Consider the following 16,396-nt stretch of genomic DNA (forward strand, 5'->3'; position numbering starts at 1 on the left):
CTTTCGCCAGACATCCGATTCGGCTGCCAGCCGAACGCCGGGATCGCGGAGCCTGTACCTGAGCACACCTTTCTGGGGGGACAATACGAGGCCCCACCAGGTCTGTTTCACGGTGAAAGAACCGATCGGTAACGAGCCGCGAGCACGCGCCGATCCACGTTCTGACACGAGGAGATGAATGATGAGCACCCCTGCCACGACGACCGGGTCCGAATCGGCGCTGCCGCAGACCGAGGCCGAGATCGACAAGCTCCGCAAGGAGATCGATCGTCTCGACGCCGAGATCCTGGCTGCGATCAAGCGCCGGACGGAGATCTCCCGGATCATCGGCCGGACGCGCATGGCGTCGGGCGGGCCGCGCCTTGTGCACAGTCGCGAGATGAAGGTGCTGGAGCGTTTCAGCGAGCTCGGCCAGGAAGGCCACACCCTCGCCATGCTGCTGCTTCGCCTCGGCCGCGGTCGTCTCGGCCACTGAACTGACACGCGGCGCGCTCGCCGGACCGTCGCTTCCCCTGGCCGCCCCGGGTGTACATGCACCCCGGGGCGGTCTCCTCATGTCCGCCCCGTGCCCGCACACGTCCACCGACGTTATCCGGGGGCGGCGGCCGGTCCCTCACCTGCGGTGGAATCGCTCAGGACCCGCAGGTCGTCCCTCAGCTCGGCTTCCAGCGGTTCGGCATGCGAGCGGATAGTGGGATGCACATGGCGAAGATGCTCCAAGTCCTGACTCGTCCGTTCGATCGCGGCCGCTCGTTCCGCGGGGGTGCCCTCCGCCGCGATCGTGCGATTGCTCAGAACACGCCAATCCAACCCGGATTGGTCCAGCGCCTGTCGCAATGCCGCACCGGGTGGCTGGTGCAATCCGATGAAATCTATGTCCGCGGTGGTGAGGTCGAACATCTGGGCTTCGATGAAATGGTTGGCGCGGAAGTCTGCTCCGAGATAGTCGCGGCCGATCGGAGCGATGCCGTTCATTCCGGCGCCATAGGAGTATTCCGACGGGTTGTCCACGGGGGAGGGTATCGCCAGGTCCCTCTCCACCAGCGAGTCACCGAACGTGATGGTCGTTCGTGACCGGACCTCCGGCTTCAGATAGATCTGATTGTCGCCGTAGTTCAGCTCCGACAACGGATCGATAAGGCCCGGTTGTGATGGGCGCACTCCGTCCACGGCGACGTAGCCGTAGACGGGTGGGTTGTCGTGGACGTGCGGACCGAACCACTCTTCTTCGGCATGGGCGCGATCGCCGACGGGGTTGCGAGCGCCCCTGATTCGCCCTTCCCCGAGGATGGCCACGAGTTCCTCGTCGCGGACCCGGATAGCGAGGGGTTTCCCGTCGAGCGCTTCCTTCAGCTCTCGCCGCATCTGCTCACGTAATTCGGCGCTGTCCCGGCCGAGAGAAGCCGCTGATTTTTCGATTCTCCTGTCGATGAGGGCGTATTGCTCCAGCCGGGACAGCCGACGGTGGGCCATGAAGTCGGACCATTCATCGTCGGTCGGTCCCTTCTCGCCGAAACGTCGACTCAATTCGGCGTCGAGTCGCTGTCCGGCCTGGTCCAACGACGCTCGGTCCGGCGGCGGGGGGCACAAATCCCGCCTGGTGTCGGCATCGCCGCCTGCCGAGGACCATCGACGCCGGACCGCGAGAGCATTGTCGGCGTCGCCGTGCGTGTGCACCTCGGCGACTCGCCGGGAAGCGCGGGCCGCGCCTGTTTTCATATCGGCGACGCCCACGACTTCCCTCCTGGTCAGCCGTTTCAAATCGTCCACGGCCTGCAAGAAGACTCTGATAATGCCGTTGCTCAATCGGGCATCACCGGCGCCCGCACCTTCTCATGATCAGCCCTTCGACCCTCATCGAAACCCGAGTCGAGGCTAATGTCGATGATCGACGCAGTCGCCCCCCTAAAGCATGGGGGTGAGGGCAGTCGCGCTCAGCGCGGAACTGGCCAGGTGCGCGCGTGCCCCGCGAACTCTCGGGTGCGCGAGCGATCGCCTTCCGGAATGCGGAACCCGCGCCACTCTCTCACGTGAGCGCGATGTACTTGGTGGACAGGTACTCCTCGATTCCCTCCGTGCCGCCCTCCCTGCCGAAGCCGGACTCCTTGACGCCGCCGAAGGGAGCAGCGGGGTCGGAGATGACGCCGCGGTTGACGCCGACCATGCCGGATTCCAGACCCTCGGCAATCCGCAGGGCACGGTCGAGGTCGCGGGTGTAGACGTAGCTGACCAGTCCGAATTCCGTGTCGTTGGCGGCGTCCAGCCCCTGCTCCTCGGTGTCGAAACCGACGATCGGGGCGACCGGGCCGAACACCTCCTCGCGCAGGATCCTGGCCTGCGGCGGGACGTCGCGCAGGACCGTCGCCGGATAGAACCAGCCGGGGCCGCCGGGCGCCTTGCCGCCGATCAGCACCCGCGCGCCCTTCTCCACGGCGTCGTCCACCAACTCGCCGACCGTACGCAGTTGCTCCTCGTTGATCAGCGGGCCCAGCGTGGTGTCCGGATCGGCGCCCGGCCCGAGCCGAACGCTGCTCTCCATCGCCTCGACCAACTTGGTGGTGAACTCCTCGAGCACGCTGTTGTGCACGTGGAAACGGTTGGCGGCGGTGCACGCCTCGCCGCCGTTGCGCAGTTTCGCCAGCATCGCGCCCTGTACGGCGGCATCGATGTCGGCGTCGTCGAACACCACGAACGGCGCGTTCCCCCCGAGTTCCATCGAGGTGCGCAGCAGCCGGTTCGCGGATTTCTCCACCAGCTTCTTGCCCACCTCGGTGGAGCCGGTGAAGGTGAGCTTGCGCAGCCGGGCATCGTCGAGCAGCGGCTGGGTCACCGCGCCGGAGTGGCTGGAGGTGAGCACGGACAGGACGCCGTCGGGCACTCCCGCCTCGCTGCACAGCTTCGCCAGCAGCAGCATGGTCAGCGGCGTCGCCGAAGCGGGCTTGACGATCATCGTGCAGCCCGCGGCCAGCGCGGGGCCGATCTTGCGCGTGCCCATGGCGAGCGGGAAGTTCCACGGGGTGATCGCCAGGCAAGGGCCTACCGGCTGCTTGTGCACCACGATCCGGCCGGTGCCGGAAGGAGCGTGCAGGTAGCGCCCGTGCACCCGGGCGGCTTCCTCGCTGAACCAGCGGAAGAACTCGGCGCCGTAGCGCACCTCGTTGCGGCTCTCCGGCAGCGCCTTGCCCATTTCCAGGGTCATCAGCAGGGCGAACTCCTCCGCGCGGGCGGTGATCTGTTCGAACACCTCGCGCAGGAGCTCCCCGCGCTCGCGGGCGGGCGTGGCCGCCCATTCGTCCTGGGCCGCGACGGCCGCGTCGAGGGCGCGCAGCGCGTCCTCCGGCGTCGCGTCGGCGACGTGCGTCAGCACCTCACCGGTCGCCGGATTGTGCACCGGGAAGGTGCCCGCGCCGGTGGCGTCGACGGGCCGCCCTGCGATCCACAACTGCTTCGGTACGGATTCGAGAAGTTCACGTTCGGACACCATGACGCCAGCCTAAGCCTCACGACGGAAGCGCAAACGCCGAACGCGCGCCGGTCCGGCCGACTCTCCACGCAGGCACCCGTGCGCGCGGCGGTGCCTGCTTGTACTCTCGGCGAACGTGAGCAGCGACATCACCGCGACGGCGGCATGGCGGAAACTGCACGATCACCACGGCACCGTCGCCGGACGACACCTCAGGGAGTTCTTCGCCGACGATCCGGCCCGCGGCAGCGAGCTGACCGTCCAGGTGGCGGACCTGCACATCGACTACAGCAAGCACCGCGTGAACCGGGAAACCCTGCATCTGCTGGTCGAATTGGCGCGCGAGGCGGGCGTGCTCGAGCGGCGCGACGCGATGTACCGGGGTGCGCACATCAACACCTCCGAGGACCGCGCGGTCGGCCACATCGCGCTGCGGCTGCCCGAAGGCGAGACGATGATCATCGACGGCGCCGACGCGGGCGCCGAGGTGCACCGGGTGCTGCGGCGGATGGGCGAGTTCACCGACGCGCTGCGCTCCGGCGCGTGGCGCGGGGCGACCGGCGAGCGCATCACGACGGTGGTCAACATCGGCATCGGCGGGTCGGACCTGGGGCCGGTCATGGTGCATCAGGCGCTGCGTCATTACGAGGACGCCGGTATCGGCGCCCGCTTCGTCTCGAACGTCGATCCCGCCGATCTGGTCGCGAAACTGGACGGGCTCGATCCGGCCACCACGCTGTTCATCGTCGCGTCCAAGACCTTCTCCACTCTGGAGACGCTCACGAACGCGACCGCGGCCCGGCGCTGGCTGGTCGCCGCGCTCGGGGCGGACGCCGTGGCCAAGCACTTCGTCGCGGTGTCCACCAATGCCGAACGTGTCGCGAAATTCGGTATCGACACCGAGAACATGTTCGGGTTCTGGGATTGGGTCGGCGGCCGGTACTCGGTGGCCTCGGCGATCGGCCTTTCGGTGATGGCGACCATCGGCAAGGAGCGCTTCGCGGAATTCCTCGCGGGTATGCACGCCGTGGACCGGCATTTCGCCGAGGCGCCGCTGGAGGCGAACGCTCCGGTACTACTCGGCCTGCTCGGCGTCTGGTATTCGAATTTCTTCGGGGCGGAATCCCATGCCGTGCTGCCCTATTCGAATGATCTGGCCCGCTTCCCCGCGTACTTGCAGCAATTGACCATGGAATCCAACGGAAAGTCGGTCCGTGCCGACGGCACACCGGTCACGACCTCCACCGGCGAGATCTTCTGGGGCGAACCGGGCACCAACGGGCAGCACGCCTTCTATCAACTGCTGCACCAGGGCACCCGGCTCATTCCCGCGGATTTCATCGGATTCGCGCAGCCCACCGACGATCTGGCCACCATCGACGGCACCGGCAGCATGCACGACATCCTGATGAGCAATTTGTTCGCGCAGACCAAGGTGCTCGCGTTCGGCAAGACCGCCGAGGAGATCGCGGCCGAGGGAACAGATCCCGAGATCGTGCCGCACAAGGTGATGCCCGGCAACCGCCCGTCCACCACCATTCTCGCGCCGCGGCTCACCCCGTCGGTCGTCGGTCAGCTCATCGCGCTCTACGAGCACCAGGTCTTCGTGGAGGGCACCATCTGGGGCATCGACAGTTTCGACCAGTGGGGTGTGGAACTGGGCAAGCAGCAGGCGCTCGCCTTGGCTCCGCTGCTCACCGCGGCCGAAGACCCTCGGCCGCAAGACGATTCGTCGACGGATTCGCTCATTCGCTGGTATCGCGCGCACCGCTGAGTTCGTCCGCGCGCTAGGCGGCCCCGCCGGGCGGGGGTTCGCGTCGCGCCTCGTCGAGTCGCTGAACGATGCGCGAGGTGGAGATCGCGATCAAGGTACCGATGACGCCCAGGTCGAAGACCACTTGGACCATCGTCGCCACTTTCGCCGCGGGCCCGACCGCGTGCACGTCGCCGTAGCCGACGGTCCCGAGGGTGACGATCGTGTAGTAGAGCGAGTCGGTTCGAGTGCGCAGGCCGTCGAACTGGCCGGGCGCGTGCTGTTCGAGCACGTAGTAGTACACGGCGAAGAACGTCACCACGACGCAGACCACGAGCAGTACGTCGTTGATCCGTCCGGCCGTCGTGGGCGGATCGCGAAGGTATCGCCGGATGCGCCACCGCGCCAGCCAGATCAGGCCGGCGACTCCGAAGACGAAGGCGACGAGCCCGAGCACCCCGGCAGGGCGGCCGAGCGGCCGGCTCTCCAGCGGCAGAAAGTAATAGAACAGCAGAGCGCACACCACGGCCAGCGCATTGAACAGGGCACCCGAGACTCTTCCCCCTGCGCGATTCTCCGTCATTGATTCATCATCGGGCCAGGTAGAGCGCGTGAGCCGCTGCACGCGCCGATGTCACCGCACCGGATGCGGCCGAGGGGCGTCGAGCGCGCCGTCTTCGTGCTGCGCGAGGCCTTCGACATCGGCTCCGACGAGATCGCCGCCGCCGTGGACAAGACCCGGCGGCGGTCCGGCAGATCGCGCGCCGCGCCCGCGAGCACGTGGATGCCCGCCGCCCTCGCTCGGTGGTCTCGGCGACTGGAGGTGCTCGCTCCCGATGTCGTCGTGGTCAGCGACGGCGGCGGCGTCGAGCAGGCCGCGCTGGGGCCGGTCATCGGCGCCGAGAGGGTGGTCCGCTTCGTCACGGTCGGCCTGCGCGAGCTCGACGCCACGCTCACCATCGGCCGAAGCATGGTCAACCGAATCCCGCCGGCGGGACAGCCACCGCGTAGTTTCCCGCATCCACGCGCAGCACGAGGTCGGCGCGCTGCTCGGTGGCCGCGACGAGATCCGCGTTGCGCAAGTCGCTGTCGCGCACCTTGTCGTGCGCTGCGGCGGGCGTGCGACCACCGCGAATGTGTCTGTGCAGCAGGCGATCCTCGATCACGTCGCGCGCCGCGTCCAGGTACCAGCACTCGTCGAGGAGTGCCCGGACCGCCGACCATCGGCGCGTGCCGAAGTCGTCGAGCAGCAGATAGTTGCCCTCGGTGAGGACGATGGACTGCCGGTCGAACACCACGCCGCCGGGCACCGGGGCGTCGACGGACCGGTCGAACGTGGGCCATGCCACCGGCTCGCCCACCGGTGTGGTCCGCAGGCGTCGCAGCCCCGCTACGTAACCATCGACATCGAAGGTGTCCGGCTCCCCTTTGCGGGCAAGACTTCCCGTCGCCCGGAGGATGTCGTTGCCCAGGTGAAACCCGTCCATGGGTGCGATCTCGGCGACCATGCCGCCCGCCTCGCGGTTGATCGCGTCGCGCAGCGCGATCGACAAGGTGGATTTCCCCGCGCCCGGCGGCCCCGCGATCCCCAGCAGATACCGTCCCCGCCCCGCACGCTCCCGCACCCGCCGGACCAACCAGCTCAACGGTCTCTCGACGAACTCCCCTGCCACCGCCGCCACATTACCGGCGCTGCTGAGCCCGTACCGCCGTCGGCCGCTGCCCGCCCGCCAGGCGTCCACATTCGTCCACTGTATGAACTTCGGAAGGCCGCGCTGTTCCTCGCGGATAGCGAAACCGGTGATCACGCACCATCGCGAAGGCGCTGGCGCACCTGGGCCGACAGTTCGGCCGCCTGGTCGCGCAGCGCCTCGGCGAACATCCCGCGGGGTTCGGCGGGGCCGCGATCGCCGCGATGGGCGAGGACGGTGCGCCGGACCGCGGCGGGATGATCGATCCGCAGCAGCGCGATGGTCGGCGGCAGCACGGGGACGGCGATGCCGGGGACCACCGTGACGCCCAGTCCGGCCGCGACGAGGCCTAGTTTGGCGAACCAGTCGCGGGCGACGAACGCGATCTCCGGCTCCCGGCCCGGGTCGCGCCACGCACCGAGGAGAGTGGCGGACGGCTCCTGGCTGCCGGCGATCCATCGTTCGTCGCGCAGCAGGTCGGGCGTCGCGCTGGTGGCGCAGGCGAGCGGATGCGTGGACGCGACGGCGACGAGCAACGGATCGTCCACCAGTGGCTCGATCTCGACGCCGGAGGGCACGGTGTCCGGCGAGGTCACCACGGCGAGGTCGATGCGTCCGCGCGCGACAGCGGTGAGCAGTCTGGGACTGATCCCCTCGCGCAGTGAGATCCGCAACTGCCGGTCGCGGGCGGCGGTGGCGGCGATCGCACGGGGCACCAAGGCGGCCATGGCGGTCGAGAACGCCCCGAGGCGCAGGCGGGCCGCCGGGCGCGACGCGAGATGACGGATGTCGTGCCGGGCCTGCTCCACCTCGGCGAGAATCACGTCCGCGTGGCGCAGGACGACGTGCCCCGCCGCGGTCGGCCGCACGCCGCGGGCGTGCCGCTCGAACAGCGCGCGACCCGCCGCCCGCTCCATGAGCGCGATCTGCCGGGACACCGCGGACTGCGTATAGCCGAGGTTCTCCGCGGCGGTCGAGAACGAGCCGCAGGCGGCTGCCTCTCGCACCACGCGCAGGCCGGACACGGTGAATTCATCCATGCGCATTGCTCATACCAGATATGCGAGACAATCGCTTGTCGCATATGTCTGCTGACCCTAGCGTCGTGGTCATGACCGCGATCGAGAACAAGAAGCTGCTCGCGGACATCTTCGAGCAGATGTCCCTGGGCAATACCCGCGCGCTGAGCGACGCCATGGCCGACGATTTCCGCTGGGTGTTCCCCGGCGACTGGTCCTGGAGCGGCACTTGGGAACCGAAAAGCGCGGTACTGGAACGACTCCTGCGTCCACTGATGGCTCAGTTCACCGGGTACCGCATCGCCGCCGAGACGATCATCGCCGAGGGCGACCACGTCGTCGTGCGAGCCCGCGCCGAGGGCGTGACCACGCGCGGGGAGAGCTACGACCAAACCTACTGCTTCGTCTTCCGGGTCGCCGACGGCAAATTGCGCGATGTGTTCGAGTATTGCGATACCGCGTTGGTCGAACGGGTGCTGACCCGGCCCGCCTGATACCGGCACCGGTCCGCGGGAGCGGGCGGCCGTGCACCGTTCACCGATGCTGTGGACGACGACGGTGCCCCGAACTCTTCGTATCCGAGTCCGATCGCGGTCATCAGGGCAGACGATCCCGGTCCGGCCGGGAGACCGGTCGATACGGTCCGCACAGATCACCTCCGTACCGCGGCGGCCCGAGTCCCGGCTCCGACCCTGGAGCCACCGGGAACCCGAACCGGTCCCCAGTGGCACAGGCTCAGACGAACGCGCGCTCGATGATCGCGCCCGTGTCTACGCCGGTGGGCAGCGTGCCGAACGCGATGCCCCAGTCGTCGCCGAGCCGGGTGGCGCAGAAGGCGTCGGCCACGGCGGGGTGGCCGTGGCGAACGAGCTGAGCGCCCTGTAGTACGAGCGCCATCAACTCGACGACGCGCCTTGCGCGGTATTCGATGTCGTCGAGATCCGACAATTCCTTGCCGACCCGGGCGATCGCGTCGTCCAGGCGCGGGTTCTCGCCCTTGGCGCGCGACACTTCGTCGAAGTACGCCTCGACCGTCTCCGGCTGGCGCCCCATGGCGCGCAACGCGTCCAGCGCGGCGACATTGCCCGACCCCTCCCAGATGGACATCAGCGGCGCCTCCCGGTACAGCCGCGGCATGCCGGATTCCTCGGCGTACCCGTTGCCGCCCAGGCATTCCAGCGCCTCGGCCGCGTGCGCGGGCGCACGCTTGCACACCCAGTACTTGGTGACCGCCAGCGCGATGCGCCGCAGCGCCGCCTCGGCCGGATCCCGGCCCGCCCGGTCGGTGGCCCCGGCCAGCCGCATCATCACGGTGGTCGCGGCGTCGGACTCGATCACCAGATCGGCCAGCACATTGCGCATCGCGGGCTGGTCGATCAGCGCGGCCCCGAACGCCTTGCGGTGCCTGGCGTGGTGCACCGCGTAAACGGCGCCCGCGCGCATGCCGGTGGCCGAGCCGATCACGCAGTCCAGCCTGGTCATGTTCACCATCTCGATGATGGTCTTGACGCCCGCGCCCTCCGCGCCGACCAGCAGGCCGACGGCGTTCTCGTATTCGATCTCCGACGAGGCGTTGGACTTGTTGCCCAGCTTGTCCTTGAGCCGCTGGATGCGGATGGGGTTGCGGGTGCCGTCCGGCAGCACCCGGGGCAGCAGGAAGCAGGACAGGCCGCCGGGAGCCTGCGCCAGGGTGAGGAACATGTCCGACATCGGCGCGGAGGTGAACCACTTGTGCCCGACGATCCGGTAGCTGCCGTCCGGCTGCGGCGTCGCGGTGGTGGTGTTGGCGCGGACGTCCGAGCCGCCCTGCTTCTCGGTCATCGACATGCCCGCGATGAGCCCGGCCTTGGCGGACGGTTCACGCAGCCCGAAGTCGTAGACGCGGGAGCCGAGCAGCGGTTCGAAGCGCGCCGAGAGTTCCGGGTTGTGCCGCAGGGCGGGGACCACCGCGTAGGTCATGGAGATCGGGCACATGTGGCCCGCGTCGGCGACGCCCCAGGTGTAGAACTTCGCCGCACGCGCCGTGTGCGCACCCGGGCGGTCGTCCAGCCACGGTGCCCCGTGCAGGCCGTGCTCGACGGCGACGCGCATCAGGTCGTGCCAGTGCGGGTGGAACTCGACCTCGTCGACGCGGTTGCCGTAGCGATCGTGGGTGCGCAGCACCGGCGGGTATTCGTTGGCCAGCCTGCCCCACTCCTGCGCCTGCGCGCCCCCCGCGAGCGCGCCCAGTTCCCGCACCTCCGCTTCGGCCAAGCCCGCGCCTTCCCGGTGCAGGCCCTCGAGCAGCGCCGGATTGCGTGAGGCGTCGAAGGGCACGATGTCGGGCACCTGGTTGAAGACTTCATGCGTCTGCATCTGAAACTCCTGATTCCAGCCGGGCGGCGAGCGCGCCCGGGTCGTCGCGCACGCCGAGCGCGCGGATCGCGAAAGCGGTGAGTTCGGGGACGACGGATTCGCCGTGTGGCGCGTCGGCGAGCGGGCCCACCAGCACCTCGCCGATCGCGCCGACCAACGCGGCCGCGCTGATCCTCGGGTCCTGCGGGGGCAGTTCACCCCGCGAGATACCTTCGGCCACCGCCGATTCGAAGGTCTCGGCGAACGCGCGCCGGAAGCGCAGGCGTTCGCTGTCCACGGCGGCGTCGACCGGCTCGGCGAGCAGCACGTAGGCCAGGTTCGGGTTCTTCAGCGCGCGGCCCGCGAAGGTCTCCACCGCCGCGGTCACCCGCTCGACGGCCGTTCCGCGCGAACCCGCCTCGGCCACGGCGGCGACCTCGCGGGCGACCACTTTCCGGAACACCGCCCGCACCAAGGCGGACTTGCCGTCGAAGTTCTTGTAAACGGTGCCGGTGGCCACGCCCGCCTCGGCCGCGACCGCCGCCATGGACAGCGCGGCATAGCCGCCGCGGGACAGCACCATGGTCGCGGCGTGCACGATCAGCCCCGCCTGGGCGTCCAGGCGGGCCTGCACGGCGGGGGTTCTGCGGTAGGCCACCCAAGAAGTGAAGCACGAATTCATTTCTTCACGCAAGGGTGCTTTTACGGCGTATGGTCGAGCGCGTGACCGTACTCGTCGAACGCAACGGCCCTGTGACCACCGTGATCCTGCACCGGCCCGAAGCGCGCAACGCTGTGGACGGGCCGACCGCCGCGGCGCTGGCCGACGCCTTCCGGGAATTCGACGCCGACCCCGATGCGGCGGTCGCGGTGCTGTGGGGCGACGGCGGCACGTTCTGCGCGGGCGCCGACCTCAAGGCACTCGGCACCGAGCGCTCCAACCGCGCCGCCGAGGACGGTGACGGCCCGATGGGCCCGACCCGGATGCGACTGTCCAAGCCGGTGATCGCGGCGGTCTCCGGCTTCGCGGTGGCCGGTGGCCTGGAACTCGCCCTGTGGTGCGACCTGCGGGTCGCCGAGCAGGACAGCACCTTCGGCGTCTTCTGCCGCCGCTGGGGCGTCCCGCTGATCGACGGCGGCACCATCCGGCTGCCGCGGATCGTGGGCGCGGGCCGCGCCATGGATCTGGTGCTCACCGGACGCGCGGTCGACGCGGACGAGGCGCTGCGGATGGGATTGGTGAACCGCGTGGTGCCCACCGGCGAAGCCCGCCGCGCCGCGGAGGCCTTGGCCGCGGAACTGGCCGCGCTGCCGCAGACCTGCCTGCGCTCGGACCGGATGTCGCTGCTCGAGCAGGAGGGGATGACCGAGGAGTCGGCCCTGCGCAACGAGTTCCGCCACGGCCTGACGGCACTGGCCGGCGGGGCCCTGGACGGGGCCGCGCGCTTCGCGTCGGGTGCTGGCCGGCACGGCGCTCGCGCTTGAGCCCGATGGGCCGCCTGAGCGTCGTCGACGAGATCTTTCTGCGCAGCCACCGCGGGCTCGGCACGCCGATCGCGCTGCAAGGGCTGTGGCGGACGGCCGACCGAGTGGACCCGGCGCTGCTGGAACGGGTGCACGCGGCCCTGCGCTCGGGACCGTTGGGTCGCAGGGTGATCGGCTCGCGCGTGCCGGGCGCTCGCCGGGCCTGGCGCCCGAACGTGCGCGCGTACCCGATCGACCGCCCCGAAGGCATCCTCCCGGTCGCCGAACTGCTCGACTGGGCCGACGCGCAGGGCGGCGGCCTCGATCCGGAATATGGCCCCGGATGGCGGCTTTCGACCGCGAGTCTGGACGACGGCGGTTCGGCCGTCTCGCTCACCTGCTCGCACGCACTGGCCGACGGGCGCGCGCTGGTGCTCGCGGTGGACGACGCGCTGGGCGGCGCTCGGGTGCCTCCGGCGGATCTGTCCGCGCGGGAATCGGATTGGGCCGACGCCCGGCGCCAGTGGTCGATCGTCCTGCGCGGCACAGCGGCCGCGCTGCGGTACGGGATACCGCGGCAACCCGCCGTGCCGCGCCGGGACGAGCAGCCGCGCCAGGCGGGCAACGCGACGCACAGCGCGGTCCTGCAATGCCCGGCCGCCGAGTGGGACCGCGTGGCGGCGCGCGACGGCGGCACGGCGAACAGCCTGTTCATCCACCTCGTCGCGACCGTGCTCCGGGACAGCGGATTTCCCGGCGACACGATCGAAGCCAGCCTGCCCGTCGACACCCGCGACGAACCCCGGGTCGACAACGATCTCGCCATGACGCGCATCGCGATCACCCGCGCCGACACCCCGGCGACGATCCGCGCACTGGCCCGTTCCGCCTACGCGCACCGCATGTCCGCACCGAGCGGCATGCCCGAAGAACTCCTCCAGGTGATTCCGGACCGCTGGGCCTACGCGCTGTCCGAGGGCGCGGGCGAACGGGACATCCTGTGCTCCAACATCGGAACGCTCCCCGCCTCGCTGCTCCGACTCGGCCCGCACCGCTGCACCGGCGTCGCCGCTCGCGCCATCCATCCCGGCCTGGCCGCCGCGCGACTGCCACGCACCCGTCTCTCGGGCTACCTCTGCCGAATCGGCGACGACTACGTGCTGAGCCTGGTCGGCCTTGACCCGGCGCGGATCGCGTCGGCCGGCGCGTTGCGTGAGCTGGCGCTGCGCGCGGCGAACTGCGCGGGCCTGCACGCCGACGCGTGGTGATTCCGCAGGGCGACGCGCCGAGCCGCGGTCATCCGCACGGGCGCGCCCGCCGAGCCGCAGGCGTATCCACGGGCGCGCACCCGGCTCGCGGGTCTCGCGGCGAATTCGACGACACGCGTGATATTTCGGCGAACAGCGGGGAGTTTCGGCGACCTGGTATGAAATCGGATGGTTTCGCTCGCCGGTCACCGGCGGTTCGCGCGAATGCCGACGACGACCGCGATCGGTCGGGTCGGCCGACTCGCCGTGTCGGTGTGATCACCGCCGTCGGCCGCACCGCCCGATAAAGTCTGCGGCGTAGGCCGACTGGGGGTCGCGACGACCCATTTGCCGTGCAGTCCTTTCGCGCATGAAGTTCCGATTCCATCGATACTCGACTGGAGCATGATGAACCGAAAGCATTCGCGTACTCTCGCCGCGATCGTAGCGGTGGTTGTGGCCGCCACCGGCGCTTTCGCTGTTTCCGATTCCGTGGCGGGCGCCGCGCCAGGAGAGATCGACGCCGGCGGACTACATCTGATCGCATCGGCGAACGCCAACAATGTCGTGCCCGCGGGCGGTGATATCGCGCCGGGAGTTCCGTTCGTGCACGCGGTGAAGGTGTCCGGCGACTTCTCGGTGGCTCTCGACGGCCCCGCGGCGCTGCGCGAGGGAGAAATCGTCGTCGGATATCTGGTCGGCTGCGCGGTCGACATCTCCAACGGCATCTCGATCGGTATCTCACCGAGTATCGGCGCCGGCGTCGGGATCGCGCCCTCCTTCGGCCTGGAGGGCTCCCTCACCTTCGATGCGCCCTCCGTGGAGATGAACATGCCCGATCACCAGATGAACAACATGCACGATCACCAGATGAACATGCCCTCCCTGCAATTGATCACACCGCCGAGCGTCAGCGTCGGCGCCGCCGTAGCCATCCAGCCCAGCTTCGACGTCGAGGCGGGCCTCGCCGTCGAACTCGCGGTGAATCTGGCCCCCGGTTCGGTCACGGCGGCGGTGATCGGCGCGGCGGAAATCGACGGGGAGTCCGAATTCCCTTACACCTTCGCACACACCAATACCCCGTTGAATATCAGCGGCTGCCTTTCGCCGGCGTCGGCCATGCCGTTCGTCACCGTACGGGCCGATTCGAAAAGGGCCACAGCGCAAACGACGGGTTACGGCGCAGCGTTCTGGTTCTGACCGGCGCACCGCGCCGATCCGTCCAGCAGCGCGCAGACCCCGGTCGCACTGCGAAAACGCGAGTGGCCGTGCGGGCTACGCGCCGGATCAGCCGACCGCGCGCTCCAGGACATCCGAGGGAACCCGAACGCCGGGGTCCAGGTCCGCGGAGGCGATCGGGGTGTCCCAGGTCTGGCGCAGCGGGAGGACACCCGCCCACACGCCCCCGTTGTCGATGTCCGACGGGTCGTCCTTCGGGCCGCCGGCACGGACCTTCACCGACGCCTCGGTGAGGTCGAAGGCGAGCACTTTCGTGGCGGCGAGCTCCTTCTTGCTCGGGGGCCGCACGCGAGACCACGCGCCGGGCGCCGCGTGTTCGACGATCACGCGCAGCCCGTGCAGGCGCTCGTCGCGATCGGTCACCTCGCGGGCCCGTCCGAGCACGACCGCGGAGCGGTAGTTCATCGAGAAATGCATGGCCGAACGCGCGTAGACCACGCCGTCGACCAAGGTCACCGCCACCGAGATGTCGGCGGCGAGGGCCGCGCGCATGTTTCCCGCGCCGGTCGAGCCGTGCAGGTAGAGCGTGTCGCCGTCGCGGCCGTAGGCGGTCGGCAGCACGACCGGCGTGCCGCCGAGCAGTACACCGAGGTGGCAGATCAGCCCGGCGTCGAGTACCGCGTCCAAGTCGGCGCGATCGGTCCTGGCGCGGTCGGTCAACCGGGTCGGCGTGCTGCGTGGCGTGGGCGAGAGCGGCGTGCGCGGGGCGGCTGTTTCGGTCATGGACTCAGCATCGGGCTGCGAATGGCATCATCAAAGTGCCAATCCGAATGATTTTCAGCAGTCCACTTCGAGGGAGCGAACCGTGCTGGAGGACCTTCCCCTCGATCTCGACCGCGACCTGGCACAGCCGCTGGCGGTGCAGATCGCCGAACAACTGCGCCGCGCCGCGACCGGCGGACCGCTGCGCGGCGGCGATCGGCTGCCGTCCACCCGCGCGCTGGCCGGGCGGCTCGGCGTCAGCCGGACCGTGGTCGCCGCCGCCTACGACCAATTGCACGCCGAAGGCTGGATCAGCGGCAGGCGCGGCTCCGGCACCTACCTGACGACCGCACCGGCCGCCGCGCCCGCGCGCACCGATTCCGTCCACGATCCGGACGCCGCGCCGCGGCTGTTCGATCTCGCCCCGGGGGCGCCGTGCGTCGACGCCATCGACCCGGCCGCATGGCGACGGGCCTGGCGCGCCGCCGCGGATCACGTCCCGCTCGTGCGCAAGGACCGCGCGGGCGAGCCGGAGTTCCGCACGGCGGTCACCGAGCATCTGCTGCGCCACCGCGGGATCGGCGCGGGCAGCGACACCGTGCTGCTCGCCACCGCCGGGACCAGCTCCGCCGTGAGCGAATTGGCCGCGGCGCTGCTGCGGCCGGGCGATGCTGTCGCCATGGAGGATCCGGGCTATCAGCGCGCCGCGGGGGCCTTCGCCGCGGCAGGCCTCGAGGTCGTCCCGGTCCCCGTGGACGCGCACGGCCTGCGCGTGGACCTGCTGCCCGACCGGATCAAGGCGGTGTATTGCACTCCGGCGCATCAATTTCCGCTCGGTGCGCGGATGCCCGCGGCGCGGCGGGTCGAGCTCGTCGAGCACGCGCGCGCGGCCGGGATCTTCGTCATCGAAGACGATTACGACGGCGAATTGCGTTACGACACCGCGCCGCTGCCGCTGCTGGCCACCATGGCTCCCGACGTGGTCGTCCACTTGGGCACGACGAGCAAGATCCTCTCCCCCAGCCTCGGTGTCGGCTGGTTGCTCGCCACTCCGGAGATCGCCGGGGCGGTGCTCGCCCACCGGGAGCGCACCGGCACCGGTCCGAGCCCGGCGGGGCAGCGCGTGCTGGTCGCCTTCGCCGCGCACGGCGATCTGGCCAGGCACCTGCGCAGGCTGCGCCGCGCGCTGCCACCGCGCCGGGCACTGGTGGTGACCGCGTTGCGCCGCCGCGGCGTCGGCGTGCTCGGCGACGACGCGGGCTCGCACGTCGTCGTGCCGGTGGAGTCGGCCGATGCCGAGCGTCGCGTGATGGCCGCGGGGAAGGCGCGTGGCGTCGCGCTCGACGGTCTGTCCAGGTATTACCTCGGAGCCCGCCGTGATCACTTCGGCGTAGCGCTCGGTTACACCGCGCTGCCCTTGCCCCAGCTCACCGCGGCCGCACCGATCGCCGCGGAATGTCTCGCCCGGCCGTAGCATGGTCCGC

General features: G+C 69.9%; 16 protein-coding genes. 7 read left to right on the forward strand and 9 right to left on the reverse strand.

Features of this window, described 5'->3' with window-relative positions; translation table 11 throughout:
• The first annotated feature begins 181 nt into the window (after positions 1-181).
• Entirely contained in the window at positions 182-475 is a 294-nt protein-coding gene (locus ACZ6DL_RS12150; RefSeq protein ID WP_062977356.1) for a chorismate mutase, read from the forward strand.
• Positions 476-588: 113 nt separating this feature from the next.
• Here ACZ6DL_RS12150 and ACZ6DL_RS12155 read toward each other — a convergent pair whose 3' ends face one another.
• Both ACZ6DL_RS12155 and ACZ6DL_RS12160 read right to left on the reverse strand, forming a co-directional pair.
• A complete protein-coding gene (locus tag ACZ6DL_RS12155) occupies positions 589-1,770 on the reverse strand; it encodes a hypothetical protein (protein WP_466050575.1) in 1,182 nt (393 codons plus the stop codon).
• 256 nt (positions 1,771-2,026) lie between these two features.
• Positions 2,027-3,484: an NAD-dependent succinate-semialdehyde dehydrogenase gene (locus ACZ6DL_RS12160; protein ID WP_466050577.1), complete on the reverse strand. Its 1,458-nt coding sequence runs from the start codon at positions 3,482-3,484 to the stop codon at positions 2,027-2,029.
• A gap of 115 nt (positions 3,485-3,599) precedes the next feature.
• Between ACZ6DL_RS12160 and pgi the strand changes: the two genes are divergently transcribed.
• Positions 3,600-5,237 (forward strand): glucose-6-phosphate isomerase, encoded by a 1,638-nt coding sequence (gene pgi / locus ACZ6DL_RS12165; RefSeq protein ID WP_466050579.1) that lies wholly within the window; start codon positions 3,600-3,602, stop codon positions 5,235-5,237.
• A gap of 13 nt (positions 5,238-5,250) precedes the next feature.
• Here pgi and ACZ6DL_RS12170 read toward each other — a convergent pair whose 3' ends face one another.
• From ACZ6DL_RS12170 to ACZ6DL_RS12185, 4 genes are all read right to left on the reverse strand, one after another.
• A complete protein-coding gene (locus ACZ6DL_RS12170) occupies positions 5,251-5,799 on the reverse strand; it encodes a potassium channel family protein (protein ID WP_466050581.1) in 549 nt (182 codons plus the stop codon).
• On the reverse strand, positions 5,796-6,140 hold the full coding sequence (locus ACZ6DL_RS12175) for a hypothetical protein (RefSeq protein ID WP_466050583.1): 345 nt from the start codon (positions 6,138-6,140) through the stop codon (positions 5,796-5,798). The genes ACZ6DL_RS12170 and ACZ6DL_RS12175 overlap by 4 nt, the downstream gene beginning before the upstream one ends.
• 50 nt (positions 6,141-6,190) lie before the next feature.
• Positions 6,191-6,958: a nucleoside/nucleotide kinase family protein gene (locus ACZ6DL_RS12180; RefSeq protein ID WP_466050585.1), complete on the reverse strand. Its 768-nt coding sequence runs from the start codon at positions 6,956-6,958 to the stop codon at positions 6,191-6,193.
• 62 nt (positions 6,959-7,020) lie between these two features.
• Complete coding sequence (locus ACZ6DL_RS12185; RefSeq protein ID WP_466050587.1) at positions 7,021-7,947, reverse strand: LysR family transcriptional regulator; 927 nt, start codon at positions 7,945-7,947, stop codon at positions 7,021-7,023.
• Between the two features lie 71 nt (positions 7,948-8,018).
• Here ACZ6DL_RS12185 and ACZ6DL_RS12190 point away from each other — a divergent pair, with 71 nt between their 5' ends.
• The gene (locus tag ACZ6DL_RS12190) at positions 8,019-8,420 is read left to right on the forward strand and encodes a nuclear transport factor 2 family protein (RefSeq protein WP_466050589.1); all 402 of its coding nucleotides are present in this window, start codon (positions 8,019-8,021) and stop codon (positions 8,418-8,420) included.
• 241 nt (positions 8,421-8,661) lie between these two features.
• Here the strand turns inward: ACZ6DL_RS12190 and ACZ6DL_RS12195 are convergent, their stop codons facing one another.
• Both ACZ6DL_RS12195 and ACZ6DL_RS12200 read right to left on the reverse strand, forming a co-directional pair.
• A complete protein-coding gene (locus ACZ6DL_RS12195) occupies positions 8,662-10,281 on the reverse strand; it encodes an acyl-CoA dehydrogenase family protein (RefSeq protein ID WP_466050591.1) in 1,620 nt (539 codons plus the stop codon).
• Positions 10,268-10,918, reverse strand: a complete 651-nt coding sequence (locus ACZ6DL_RS12200; RefSeq protein ID WP_466050593.1) for a TetR/AcrR family transcriptional regulator — start codon at positions 10,916-10,918, stop codon at positions 10,268-10,270. The genes ACZ6DL_RS12195 and ACZ6DL_RS12200 overlap by 14 nt, the downstream gene beginning before the upstream one ends.
• Before the next feature lie 53 nt (positions 10,919-10,971).
• Between ACZ6DL_RS12200 and ACZ6DL_RS12205 the strand changes: the two genes are divergently transcribed.
• The 3 genes from ACZ6DL_RS12205 (at position 10,972) to ACZ6DL_RS12215 (ending at position 14,171) form a co-directional block, all read left to right on the forward strand.
• Positions 10,972-11,745 (forward strand): crotonase/enoyl-CoA hydratase family protein, encoded by a 774-nt coding sequence (locus ACZ6DL_RS12205; protein ID WP_466050595.1) that lies wholly within the window; start codon positions 10,972-10,974, stop codon positions 11,743-11,745.
• A 5-nt stretch (positions 11,746-11,750) separates the two neighbouring features.
• On the forward strand, positions 11,751-12,992 hold the full coding sequence (locus tag ACZ6DL_RS12210; RefSeq protein ID WP_466051289.1) for a hypothetical protein: 1,242 nt from the start codon (positions 11,751-11,753) through the stop codon (positions 12,990-12,992).
• Between the two features lie 387 nt (positions 12,993-13,379).
• Entirely contained in the window at positions 13,380-14,171 is a 792-nt protein-coding gene (locus ACZ6DL_RS12215; RefSeq protein ID WP_466050597.1) for an MspA family porin, read from the forward strand.
• Positions 14,172-14,258: 87 nt separating this feature from the next.
• Here the strand turns inward: ACZ6DL_RS12215 and ACZ6DL_RS12220 are convergent, their stop codons facing one another.
• Positions 14,259-14,933: a pyridoxamine 5'-phosphate oxidase family protein gene (locus ACZ6DL_RS12220; RefSeq protein WP_466050599.1), complete on the reverse strand. Its 675-nt coding sequence runs from the start codon at positions 14,931-14,933 to the stop codon at positions 14,259-14,261.
• Positions 14,934-15,015: 82 nt separating this feature from the next.
• Here ACZ6DL_RS12220 and pdxR point away from each other — a divergent pair, with 82 nt between their 5' ends.
• Positions 15,016-16,386, forward strand: coding sequence for a MocR-like pyridoxine biosynthesis transcription factor PdxR (pdxR, locus tag ACZ6DL_RS12225; RefSeq protein ID WP_466050601.1), 1,371 nt, complete (start codon positions 15,016-15,018; stop codon positions 16,384-16,386).
• Positions 16,387-16,396 lie beyond the last annotated feature (10 nt).

Source organism: Nocardia sp. NPDC041819 (genome assembly GCF_055590505.1).

Coding starts and splice junctions, on each gene's coding strand:
- ACZ6DL_RS12150 (WP_062977356.1), top strand. CDS start 182: ATGAGCACCCCTGCCACGACGACCGGGTCCGAATCGGCGCTGCCGCAG.
- ACZ6DL_RS12160 (WP_466050577.1), bottom strand. CDS start 3,484: ATGGTGTCCGAACGTGAACTTCTCGAATCCGTACCGAAGCAGTTGTGG.
- ACZ6DL_RS12170 (WP_466050581.1), bottom strand. CDS start 5,799: ATGACGGAGAATCGCGCAGGGGGAAGAGTCTCGGGTGCCCTGTTCAAT.
- ACZ6DL_RS12185 (WP_466050587.1), bottom strand. CDS start 7,947: ATGGATGAATTCACCGTGTCCGGCCTGCGCGTGGTGCGAGAGGCAGCC.
- ACZ6DL_RS12190 (WP_466050589.1), top strand. CDS start 8,019: ATGACCGCGATCGAGAACAAGAAGCTGCTCGCGGACATCTTCGAGCAG.
- ACZ6DL_RS12195 (WP_466050591.1), bottom strand. CDS start 10,281: ATGCAGACGCATGAAGTCTTCAACCAGGTGCCCGACATCGTGCCCTTC.
- ACZ6DL_RS12205 (WP_466050595.1), top strand. CDS start 10,972: ATGGTCGAGCGCGTGACCGTACTCGTCGAACGCAACGGCCCTGTGACC.
- ACZ6DL_RS12210 (WP_466051289.1), top strand. CDS start 11,751: ATGGGCCGCCTGAGCGTCGTCGACGAGATCTTTCTGCGCAGCCACCGC.
- ACZ6DL_RS12215 (WP_466050597.1), top strand. CDS start 13,380: ATGAACCGAAAGCATTCGCGTACTCTCGCCGCGATCGTAGCGGTGGTT.
- ACZ6DL_RS12220 (WP_466050599.1), bottom strand. CDS start 14,933: ATGACCGAAACAGCCGCCCCGCGCACGCCGCTCTCGCCCACGCCACGC.